At 32.3% G+C, this 11,455-nt stretch carries 13 protein-coding genes; 10 read left to right on the forward strand and 3 right to left on the reverse strand.

The features are described from left to right. From VK998_RS09720 to ftcD, 8 genes are all read left to right on the forward strand, one after another. On the forward strand, window positions 1-894 hold an 894-nt coding region (locus VK998_RS09720; protein WP_325227935.1), incomplete at its 5' end, for an NCS2 family permease. An 84-nt stretch (window positions 895-978) separates the two neighbouring features. Further along, window positions 979-1,851, forward strand: a complete 873-nt coding sequence (locus VK998_RS09725) for an FAD binding domain-containing protein (protein WP_325227936.1) — start codon at window positions 979-981, stop codon at window positions 1,849-1,851. After that, entirely contained in the window at window positions 1,848-2,321 is a 474-nt protein-coding gene (locus VK998_RS09730) for a (2Fe-2S)-binding protein (RefSeq protein WP_325227937.1), read from the forward strand. Before VK998_RS09725 ends, VK998_RS09730 begins: the two co-directional genes overlap by 4 nt. Continuing rightward, on the forward strand, window positions 2,321-3,586 hold the full coding sequence (locus VK998_RS09735) for a xanthine dehydrogenase family protein molybdopterin-binding subunit (RefSeq protein ID WP_325227938.1): 1,266 nt from the start codon (window positions 2,321-2,323) through the stop codon (window positions 3,584-3,586). The genes VK998_RS09730 and VK998_RS09735 overlap by 1 nt, the downstream gene beginning before the upstream one ends. Then, the gene (locus VK998_RS09740; protein ID WP_325227939.1) at window positions 3,583-4,584 is read left to right on the forward strand and encodes a xanthine dehydrogenase family protein molybdopterin-binding subunit; all 1,002 of its coding nucleotides are present in this window, start codon (window positions 3,583-3,585) and stop codon (window positions 4,582-4,584) included. Before VK998_RS09735 ends, VK998_RS09740 begins: the two co-directional genes overlap by 4 nt. Further along, the gene (gene ade / locus VK998_RS09745; RefSeq protein WP_325227940.1) at window positions 4,577-6,280 is read left to right on the forward strand and encodes an adenine deaminase; all 1,704 of its coding nucleotides are present in this window, start codon (window positions 4,577-4,579) and stop codon (window positions 6,278-6,280) included. Before VK998_RS09740 ends, ade begins: the two co-directional genes overlap by 8 nt. A 31-nt stretch (window positions 6,281-6,311) precedes the next feature. Then, complete coding sequence (locus tag VK998_RS09750; RefSeq protein WP_325227941.1) at window positions 6,312-7,883, forward strand: methyl-accepting chemotaxis protein; 1,572 nt, start codon at window positions 6,312-6,314, stop codon at window positions 7,881-7,883. A gap of 112 nt (window positions 7,884-7,995) precedes the next feature. After that, entirely contained in the window at window positions 7,996-8,919 is a 924-nt protein-coding gene (gene ftcD / locus VK998_RS09755) for a glutamate formimidoyltransferase (RefSeq protein ID WP_325227942.1), read from the forward strand. Window positions 8,920-8,962: 43 nt separating this feature from the next. On the opposite strand, the gene VK998_RS09760 is transcribed toward ftcD, so the two are convergent. Then, entirely contained in the window at window positions 8,963-9,148 is a 186-nt protein-coding gene (locus tag VK998_RS09760; RefSeq protein ID WP_325227943.1) for a thioredoxin family protein, read from the reverse strand. A gap of 198 nt (window positions 9,149-9,346) precedes the next feature. On the opposite strand from VK998_RS09760, the gene VK998_RS09765 reads away from it, so the two are divergent. Next, window positions 9,347-9,568, forward strand: a complete 222-nt coding sequence (locus VK998_RS09765) for a hypothetical protein (protein WP_325227944.1) — start codon at window positions 9,347-9,349, stop codon at window positions 9,566-9,568. After that, window positions 9,537-9,860, forward strand: coding sequence for a YbjQ family protein (locus VK998_RS09770; RefSeq protein ID WP_325227945.1), 324 nt, complete (start codon window positions 9,537-9,539; stop codon window positions 9,858-9,860). The genes VK998_RS09765 and VK998_RS09770 overlap by 32 nt, the downstream gene beginning before the upstream one ends. A 95-nt stretch (window positions 9,861-9,955) precedes the next feature. On the opposite strand, the gene VK998_RS09775 is transcribed toward VK998_RS09770, so the two are convergent. Further along, on the reverse strand, window positions 9,956-11,038 hold the full coding sequence (locus tag VK998_RS09775; RefSeq protein ID WP_325227946.1) for a glycosyltransferase: 1,083 nt from the start codon (window positions 11,036-11,038) through the stop codon (window positions 9,956-9,958). A gap of 68 nt (window positions 11,039-11,106) precedes the next feature. Continuing rightward, the coding region (locus VK998_RS09780) for a YihY/virulence factor BrkB family protein (protein WP_325227947.1) at window positions 11,107-11,455 on the reverse strand (349 nt) is incomplete at its 5' end.

The raw sequence follows: 11,455 nt of genomic DNA on the forward strand, positions 1-11,455 counted from the left end.
GTATCCGTCGGTATTGGATTATTTATTGCACTAATTGGTTTTGTAAATGCAGGAATAGTTCAAACTGGAGATGGAACTATATTAGGATTAGGTAATATAACTGATAGAGGACCGATTTTAGCATTAATAGGTTTAGTTATAATGGGAGTGTTGTTAGCTAAAAATATTAAAGGAGCTTTATTAATTGGGATATTGGCTGCAACAATAATAGGTATCCCAATGGGAATAACTCCGCTTCCAGATGGAATATTTAAAGCACCACCATCTTTATCAAAGGTAGCTTTTCAATTTGAATGGCATAACATATTTACATTGGATATGTTAATTGTAGTATTTACTTTCTTATTTGTTGACATATTTGATACAGTAGGTACTTTAGTAGGAGTAGCTTCAAAGGCAGATATGTTAGATGAAGAAGGAAAACTTCCAAGAGTTAGCCAAGCTTTAATGGCAGATGCAGTAGGTACTGTATCCGGTGCTTGTTTAGGAACTAGTACGGTAACTACATATGTAGAGTCTGCTTCAGGAGTAGCCGATGGTGGTAGAACTGGTCTTACAGCATTGTCTGCGGCAGGAATGTTCTTCTTGGCATTATTTTTCTCACCAATATTCGGCATGATACCAGGAGAAGCAACTGCGCCAGCACTTATTTTAGTAGGATTATTCATGATGAGCCCAATTAAAGAAATAGATTTAACAGATTTTACAGAGGCAATTCCTGCATTTTTAACCATAGTAATGATGCCTTTTGCTTATAGTATTGCAGAGGGTATAGTCTTTGGTATGGTTTCCTATGTAGTATTAAAATTAATAACTGGAAAACATAAAGATATATCTGGAGTAATGTATGTATTAGCAATACTGTTCGTAATTAAAAACATAGTCGGTATATAAAGATATAAAACAAGCCGCCTTCCGAAGGAGCTTCCGTAGGGGGGCGGTCTTTGTAAAAGGTTTTATATATAGGAGGTTTTTAAAATGGCATTGGAGAAAGTTTATAAAGGGGAAAATATATACGAAGTTGTAGAACTATTGGGAAAATACGGGGAAGATGCAAAGATTATTGCTGGTGGAACTGATATAATTATCGATTTGAGAAACGAGAGAATAGCTCCTAAAGTATTGGTGGATGTATCTAGTATAGAAGAACTTAAGTCCATAGAGGATAAGGGAGAATATATAGAAATAGGTGCTGGAGTAAGTTTTACTCAGATAGTAGAAAGTCCATTATTTGTAGGAAATCTATATGGATTGAACAAATCATGTCATTTGGTAGGCTCTCCCCAGATTAGAAATAAAGGTACCTTAGGAGGCAATATTGCAAATGGTTCTCCAGCTGCTGATTCCATTCCTCCTTTAATCTGTTTAAATGCTAGCCTTATATTTAAAAGCATAAAAGGGACAAGAGAGATAAGCATAGAGGATTATTATAAGGATGAGGATGCAAGTGTTAAAGTAGATGAGATTTTGGTAAATATTCGTTTTAATAAACTAGATAAAAGACAAGCATTAAGTTTTTCTAAACTAGGTCTTAGGAAGGCATTGGCTATATCTAGATTGTCTATAGCTACATTGCTAGAATTAGATGAAGGCGAAAAAATAAGTACTATAAAAGTCGCTAGTGGCTCGTTAGGAAAATATCCTATGCGTGAACTAGAATTGGAACAATTTTTAATGGGAAAAAAATTAGACCATACTACCATAGATGAAGGAATTGTAGTATTGCAAAAAGCCATGGAAAAAAGATTAGCCAAAAGATCTACTTTTCCTTATAAACGGATAGCCGTAGATAGTATGTTTAGAGAAGCTTTGAAAGAAGCCATGGAATTATTAAATGGGGTGAGACAATGAAGGAAATTCAGCTGAAAGTTAACGGGAAGAATTATAGCTTAAATATAGATGAAAACATGAGACTTATAGATCTATTACGAGATAAGTTAGGGTTACTTGGCACCAAAGAAGGTTGTGGTGAAGGTGAGTGTGGAGCTTGTACTGTAATAATGGATGGAGAAACGGTAACATCTTGTTTGGTTATGGCCTTTCAAGCCGATGGTAGTGAAATTTTGACTATAGAAGGGCTAGGCGAAGGGGAACGAGTACATCCTATTCAACAAGCTTTTATAGATGCAGGGGCTGTTCAATGTGGATTTTGTACTCCAGGGATGATTATGTCAGCAAAAGCATTATTAGATAAAAATCCTAATCCTAGTAGAGAAGAGATAAGAGAAGGAATTTCTGGTAATCTTTGTAGATGTACTGGATATAACAAGATTGTGGATGCTGTAGAATTAGCAATAAAATATATAGAGGAGGGGAAATGATGAAATTGGATATAGTAGGTAAGAATATTACGAGAACCGATGCCTATAGTAAAGTTACAGGAAAGGCTCTATATCCTGAGGATATATATATGGACAATATGGTATATGGAAAGACCTTAAGGTCCAAATTACCCCATGCCTATATAGATATAGATATTAGTGAAGCGGAAAAGATAGATGGTATAATTAAAATTTTTACTTACAAAGATGTACCGAATAATAGTCATGGAGTAGTATTTAAAGATCATGAAGTTTTATGTGAAAAAAAGGTTAGAAGAATAGGAGATCCAATTGCTTTTATAGTAGGAGAAACGGAAGAAGTATGTAAATTAGCTTTAGAGAAGATAAAGGTTGATTATGAAGAATTAGAAGGGGTTTTTGACCCAGAAATTGCTATGGATGAGAAAGCACCAAAAGTCCATGAAGATAGCAATATAATGTATCATTATAAGATAAGACGGGGAGATATAGAAGAAGGCTTTAAGAATAGCTATGTAATTGCAGAAAACACCTACAAAACCCATATGGTAGAGCATGCTTTTTTACAACCAGAGGCAGGGGTTTCTTTTATAGATGAAGAAGGTAGGATTACGGTTATGGTGGCTACTCAATATCCTCATTATGATAGAGAAGAAGTAGCCAGCGCACTTAATTTAAATGAAGATGAAGTAAGGATTATAAACGCTAATGTTGGAGGAGCTTTTGGAGGGAGAGAGGATATAAGTTTCCAAATTCATTTAGCTTTAGCAGCTTATATTCTCAAAAGACCTGTAAAGGTAGTATATTCTAGAGAAGAATCTTTTATTGCTCATGCTAAGAGACATCCTATGATTATGAAATGTAAGACAGGAGCAGATAAAGAAGGAAGATTATTAGCTATGAAGGCTGAAATCATAGGAGATACAGGAGCATATGCTTCTTGGGCACCAAATGTATTGAGGAAAGCTGGAGTCCATATTACTGGACCTTATTATATACCTAATGTAGTCGTGGATAGCTATGCAGTCTATACTAATAATCCTTTTGCAGGAGCTATGAGAGGTTTTGGTGCTACTCAAGTACCAATAGCTCATGAACAGCAGATGGATATATTGGCAGAAAAATTAAGCATAGACCCTATATCTATAAGGATGATTAATATATTTAAGAAAGATTCCGTTACAGCTACAGGGCAAGTACTGAAGGAGTCAGTACCCTTAGAAGCTTGCATAAAAGAAGTAGCAGCAAAGATGGAATTTCATCCTAGAAAGGAGGGGGCAAAATGATAAAGCATGGCAGAGGAATTGGCGTATCTTTTTATGGAACTGGATATGGAAATGGATTTCCTGATGTATCTAAGGCAAAAGTAATATTGCATGAAGGGGGAAAAGTAGGTATTTATGTAGGCGCTACAGAAGTAGGTCAAGGAGCTAAGACTGCTCTCCTCCAAATAGGCGCAGAAACCTTAGGCCTTTCATCGGAAGAAGTGTTATTTATATCGGAAGATACAAGTCTTATGCCAGATTCAGGAACAGCAGCAGCTAGTCGTCAAACTTATAATACGGGAAATGCAATTAGAAAAGCTTGTGAAAACTTTAAAGATAGCTTGATTGAAGTGGCCAAGGAAGAGTTAAATTTAAACTCCATTCATGGATTGAAGGTTAAAGACGGGAGAATATACCTAGAATTTTTCCCAGAGAAACAAATTTCTTTTAAGGAATTGGTAGATAAATTTGGAGATGGGAATATAGAAGCAGAAGGAGAATTTATAGCCCAAACGGTAGAGATGGATCCAGAAACAGGACAAGGAGCTCCATATTGGCCTTATACCTTTAATGCCTGTGGAGTAGAGCTAAAAGTAGATACAGATACGGGTAAAGTAGAAATAAAAGAGGCTGTATTTGCTCAGGATGTTGGTAAAGCTATAAATCCTCATTTAGTTGAAGGACAGATGGATGGAGGCTTTGCTATGGCTTTAGGATATGCTTTATTTGAAGATTTAAAATTAGAAAAAGGTCATATAAAGAACAATAAATTTTCTCGATATTTAATACCCACAGCAATGGATATGATAGATGTAGAGAATATAATAGTAGAAGATCCAGAATCTACAGCGCCTTATGGAGCTAAGGGTATTGGAGAACCTGTTATGATACCAGTTGCTCCAGCTATATTAAATGCAATATATGATGCTACGGGAGTAAGAATTAAAGAATTACCTGTTACACCGGAGAAATTAAGGGAAGCTTTAGATAAAGTTAACAGAGGTGGGAATTATGATTAAAAAGATGATTAAAATTGCTAAAGGTGATGAGAAGGCTCAATTAGTGTTTAAAAATGCCAATATAATAAATGTATTTACAAACGAAATAATTGCAGGAGATGTGGCAGTATATAATGGAAGAATTGTAGGAATTGGTCAATATAAAGGTGAAAAGGAGATAGATTTAAAGGGGAAATTTTTATCACCTGCTTTTATCGATGGTCATGTTCATATAGAATCCTCCATGGTAACCCCTTCTCAATTTGCTAAGGCTATAGTCCCTAGTGGAGTTACTACTATAATAGCAGATCCACATGAAATAGCCAATGTAAAGGGGTTAGACGGAATTAGATATATATTGGAAGAAAGTGATGATCTGCCTTTAGACATATATGTAATGTTGCCTAGTTGTGTACCGGCAACTCCCTTTGAAAATTCTGGAGCAGTTCTTAAAGCTGAGGATTTAGAAAAGTTAATTGGAGAGAAAAGAGTACTAGGTTTAGGAGAGATGATGAACTATCCAGGAGTTGTTAATGGAGATGAAGATGTTTTAGAAAAGTTAACTCTTTTTAAAGACCATATAATAGATGGCCATGGTCCAATAATTAAGGATAAAGAACTAAACGCCTATGTAGTAGGAGGCATCGATACAGAGCACGAATGTTCTACAGTAGAAGAAATGGTAGATAGATTAAGATTAGGAATGTATATTCATATTAGGGAAGGTTCAGCAGCTAGAAATTTGACAGAATTAATAAAGGCTGTAAACAAAGACAATTTGAGACGATGTATATTTTGTACTGATGATAAACATCCATCGGATTTATTAAAAAATGGTAGTATCGATCACAATATTCGATTGGCTATAAAGTCAGGAGTAGATCCTATAGATTGTATCAAAATGGCTTCTTTAAATGCAGCAGAATGTTATGGTTTAAAAGGAAAAGGTGCAATTGCTCCAGGTTATTTAGCTGATATGGTAGTTATTGATAATTTGGAAGATTTCAATATATTAGAAGTATATAAAGCTGGAGAACTTAAAGGAAAAGATAAAGAAGCATTATTTAATCTGGAAAATAGAGACAATAGCCGTATGAAAAACACGGTAAATATTAAAAAAGTTCAGGAAGAAGATTTACAGATATATCTCAAAGGGGATAAAGCTAATGTAATAAAACTACTACCTCATAATCTAGTGACGGAGAAAGTTGAAAGAAAGGTAATGGTGAAAGATGGTAAGTTCATACCTTCAAAGGATATTATGAAGGTGGCTGTAGTAGAGAGGCATAATAAAACAGGTAATATAGGTTTAGCTTTAGTTGAAGGTTTCGGTCTTAAAAATGGGTCTATAGCCTCTACCATAGCACATGATTCTCATAATATAATAGTTATAGGAGATAACGATAGGGATATGCTCCTTGCCATTGAGGAACTTCAAAGAGTAGGAGGAGGTATTACTCTTGTATCCAAAGGAGAAATAATAGATACATTGCCTTTAACTATTGCTGGCCTTATGTCAGAAGAACCTTTACATAAGGTTAACGATAAATTGAATAATATGCTAAATAAGGCCTACGATGTCTTAGGAGTAAATGAATATATAGAGCCTTTTATGACCTTATCCTTTATTGCTTTACCAGTTATACCAAATATTAAGGTTACAGATATGGGGTTATTTGATGTCAAGGAATTTAAATTTATTGATTTATCCCTATAAGCTTTATAATAAGACAGAAGGGAGATATGCTGTGAATAATAAAAAAAGTTTTATCTATTTACTTATAATAATATTGATATTTATGGTGATAAATTTCTTAGTGATGTCCTATTCTGAGAACATCTATTTAACCTTAGGTTTGATTATAGTATTATCTATAGTTTTAACAATTATATTGTACAAGCAATTAAACAAAAATTCATTGAAAAACATAGAAGATTATATATCAAATTTAAATCATATGGATTTTTCAAAACATAAGGATATGGATATTCCTGAGGAGGTACAAGAGGAATTAAATCAGTTGTCTGAAAGTATTAAAAATAATTTAAAAACTCAAGTGGAGATTTCTACGAATATCTTTCATATATGTGAAAAACTTAATATAGTATCCCAAGAAAGTGTAGATGCAACTGAATCCATAGCTTCTTCTATAGAAGTGGCAGATTCTAATACAGTAGAGCAAGCTAATATGTTAAGTAAGACTAATGAATTGACTCAAGATATACTTTTGTCTTTGGAGAAAATTGAAAAGGATATGGTAGATAAGATTCAATTTATATCGGATTCTATTTCTACAGCTCAAAAAGGCATAGAAAATATAGAGTATATAGAAGAGAGAATTAATCTATCCAGGGATATGACCAATAGATCATCAAAACAAGTGTTGAAATTGAAAGATTATTCTGATGAAATAGTAGGTTTAATCGATTTGATTAACTCTATATCTAAGGAAACCAATATGCTTTCTTTAAATGCTTCTATTGAGGCAGCAAGAGCAGGAGAACATGGGAAGGGATTTGCTATTGTAGCTATGGAAGTAGGGAAATTAGCTAAAGAAACAGAGGAAGTTTCATCTAAAATTGAAGAAGTTATATATACATTAAAGAATGAAATAGACTCCATTACCAAACTAATGGAGGAAGATATGGAGCATGCTGATAATAATTGTACCATTATGGAAAATACTAGTCAGGAATTTGGATCTATTGTTAAAACATTAAATACAGGAAAAACCAGTCTTGAAGGTATAAAAGATGTAACAAATAAGCATAACTCGATGATTAAAGATGTAACTGCTAATATTGATAAAGTTACAAGCTTTGCACAAGAGATAGCTGCCCATATGGAAGAGACTACAACACAAGTAATAGAACAACGTAGTAAATCTCAGTACTTACAGGAAGTTGTAGATAAGATAATGGATAATGTTTACGAAATGCAGCAATTTGTTGCAGGGAAGGTTATGGAAGAGAAGATGTTAAATGCAGCCTACTATATTAAGAATTATGCTAAGAATAAGGGGATAGACCACGAAAGTATAGGAGTTCTACTTAAAGATACCAAAATGGATGATATATATATTACTGATGAACTAGGTACTGTAGAATATAGTAGCAATAAGGATTCTATAGGACTTAATTTATATGAAGTAGACAAAAGTTTTTTGGTTTTAAAGGAAGAAGGACAAGAAAGTATAGTTACTCCTATTAAGGTAAGAGTAGAAGATGGAAAATTGTTTAAATTTTTAACAGTAATAGATGAACAAAAGAAATTATATGAGGTAGGACTATCTTTAGAATCTCTTCTTGAAAATATGTAATATTATAATTTGATTTTTAAAGGGATTACAAGTTTTGTAGAATATTAACAAAGAACAACAAATTTCTTTATGCTATAATGCAATAGCGAATTATTATGAAGGAGGTAGTTCAATGGCAAAACAATATATTTTAGCAGTACCAAACTTCAGTGAAGGAAGAAGGCAAGATGTAATAGACGCCATTGCCGATGAAATAAGAAATAGAGAAAAAGTAACCTTAGTTAGTGTTGAACCAGAACATGATTTTAATAGAACAGTACTTACCATATTAGGAGAACCAGAACCACTAAAAGAAGCTTTAATAGCAATGGCAGGAAAATCCTATGAACTAATTGATATGAGAGAACAAAAAGGATCCCACCCAAGAATAGGAGCTCAAGACACTATACCACTATTTCCTTTTAGAAATATTAGCTTGGAGGAAGTAACTGAGCTAGCAGAAGAAATAGGACAAGAACTATTTGATAAATATCAAGTTCCAATTTATTATTCAGCTGAAAATGCAAAGACTAAAGATAAAGAGAGTATATCCTTTATAAGAAAGGGGCAATACGAAGGATTAAAGGCTTTATTAGAAGATAAAAACCACCCAGATTATGAAGCTAGAAAACCAGATTTATCTGTAGATGGAAAGTTAAGCGATAAATATGGAGCAACTATAGTATCTGCAGATATGGAAGGGTTAACAGCTTATAATGTATTTTTGGCTACAGAAGATGTGAGTATCGCAAAAGCAATAGCCAAAACCGTTAGAGGACCAAGTGGTGGATTTTCAACAGTAAGAGCAGTAGGTATTAAATTTCCTGAAAGAGAAGGCACTGTAGTATCTATGAATATGTTTGACTGTAGCAAAACACCTCTTTATAGAACTTTTGAACTAGTAAAACAAGAAGCTAGTAAATACGGTGTAGCAGTAACAGGTTCAGAACTAGTAGGACCTGTAAAATTAGAATACTTATTAAATAATTTAGAATTCTATCTAGGTTTACAAGATTTTAGAAAGGAACAAATACTAGAACATCATCTAATGAAATAATTATAATAACTATCAAAAATGGTATTAATACCATTTTTGATAGTTATTTTTTATTACTTAATATTTTTATCATTTCCTCTTGTGTTGGGATATAGCCTTTTACCAGTATTTCTCCATTTATTATTAGAGCTGGGGGATTAGACACTTTATAATCTGAAAATAAATTAGGATTCCCTATTATTTCAAGTTTATGATTTATATTCAATTTTCTTAAAGCTGAGTTTACCACTACAGCTAATTTACTATATCCTCAGCCTATTTCTTCTAATATTTTTATATTCATAGTGATTCTCCTTCCATTTATCATTATACTATAGTTACCCAATAATTTATCAAAAATATAATATATATTTAATACCAATTCATATAATAATAATGGTATAATAAATGAAAGAGGTTTTTATTATATAAATGGGAGAATGATCATATGGAGATTAAAAAAATAATAGCTCCTATTATAATTACAATTTTATTGATCATATATTTATCATTTTTTATTTGGGGCTGGTCTATTATTTCTGTGCCAATTTTGATAAGAGTAATAGGACTTGTAATACCATTAGCTTTAATAGGAGTTAGTATATTTGTGTTAATTGAAAGAATAAAGGAGATAAGGAGTGGAGAAGAAGATGATCTTAGTAAATACTGATTATATCACTGGCAAGGAGTTAGAAATGCTTGGAATAGTCAAGGGGAGTACAATTCAAAGTAAAAACATCGGAAGAGATATAACCCAAGGATTTAAGCATATCGTAGGGGGAGAATTAAAAGCTTATAATGAAATGATGAATGAGGCTAGGGCCCTTGCTACCAAAAGAATGGTGGAAGAGGCTGAAAACTTAGGAGCAGATGCAGTTATAAATATACGTTATGCTTCTTCTGCAATTATGCAGGGGGCAGCAGAAGTTATAACATATGGTACAGCGGTAAAATTTAAATAATAAACTTAAGGGTACATTTTTGAGGCTATATCAAATACGCATGTATTTTGGTATAGCTTTTTACTTTTGAATTATAAAAAATTAATTGAGAGGCATCAATCTAAAACAACTTCAATATATTTTTTAACAATATTCTCTTTTATATATTTTGTTGATTCTTCAAAGGCCTTATGAGAATAGGATTTAAAAGTATCTTCATCTTTTAATATTTCTTCAATTGCTTTTTTTACTCCTTCTATATCTCCATAAGGAATTAATTTCCCAGCACCAGGAGTTACAATGGATTTGGCTGCTGGGTAGGAATCGTATACAATTACAGGCATTCCAACTGAATAGGCTTCTACTAATACATTGCCAAAGCCTTCATAATTTGAAAGCAACAATAATATACTATTTTTATGAGCAACCTCACTAATATCCTTGATAACTCCCTCCACATTTACCTTAGAAAATTCCAATAAAAACTTGCTAATACCATCTCCATAAGCGTTTATCCTATACTTTGGATAAAGTTTATCTGCAAGTTTTATATATTCCTTAATATTTTTCTGTATTATATCGAATCGCCCCATGTACATTATATTGTTGGTATATTGACATATTTGATTTCTAGGGGTTTTAGAAGGATTAGGGACTATATAAGGTCTAAAATTATATTCAACTTTTGAATTATCAAGGATTTTAATTATTTCTTTTTTATCCTCTTCTGTATAGAATAAGAATTTGTCAATATATTTTATTCTATCTTCTAGGATAAAAGGTATTTTATCACTATCTACTGTTCCAAATGTAATATCCGGCCTATTAGACTGGAATATTATTATTTCGTTTCTTTCTAAATCTTTTTTGCTGAGAAAAAGTAATTTCTGGGCTCCAAATACAATTATTTTTGAATTTGGTATGATAATTTCATTCTTAATTTGTTTATCGAATTCAAATATATTTATATAATTTAATAATTTTTCGCTGGTGTTTAAAGCTAAACTATATATTTCAACATTAGATAACTTGTCTAATTTTATATCCTTCTTACTATATACTAAGGGGATTTCTACAAAGTTTTGTTTAGGCATTGCTTTTTCTATTAATCGAATTATGGTTTGTACTCCACCAATAGTTTGAGAACATTTATTAGAAATAAAATATATTTTATTATTTTTATCAGATATATGATTCATATATTTTCACCTTACCAAGTTTTAGTAGTTAAAAACCACTATATTATCTTTAGTAGTTTATGTATAAATTATTCTTTTTTTTCATCTTCACAATCTTCTACTCCAGTATTATTCATAATAGCGGCATAGGCTCCATTGATTTCGCCTCCTAATACTATCATTATACTGGTTATATAAAGCCAGATTAACAATACTATTATTCCTCCAAGGCTGCCATAGGTTCTGGAATATTTTCCAAAATTATTTACATAATAAGAAAAAACCATGGAGGCTATAATCCATCCAGTAGTAGTAAATACTGCACCAGGCAAAGTATGGCTAAGTTTTAAATTAAGGCCTTCTTCTGGAGTAGGACTCAATTTATACAATAAAGCAAATATTATAATCATAGAAACAAAAGGAATTATAATCCGCATT

This window comes from Schnuerera sp., from assembly GCF_035459645.1.
Classification (GTDB): domain Bacteria; phylum Bacillota; class Clostridia; order Tissierellales; family Tepidimicrobiaceae; genus Schnuerera.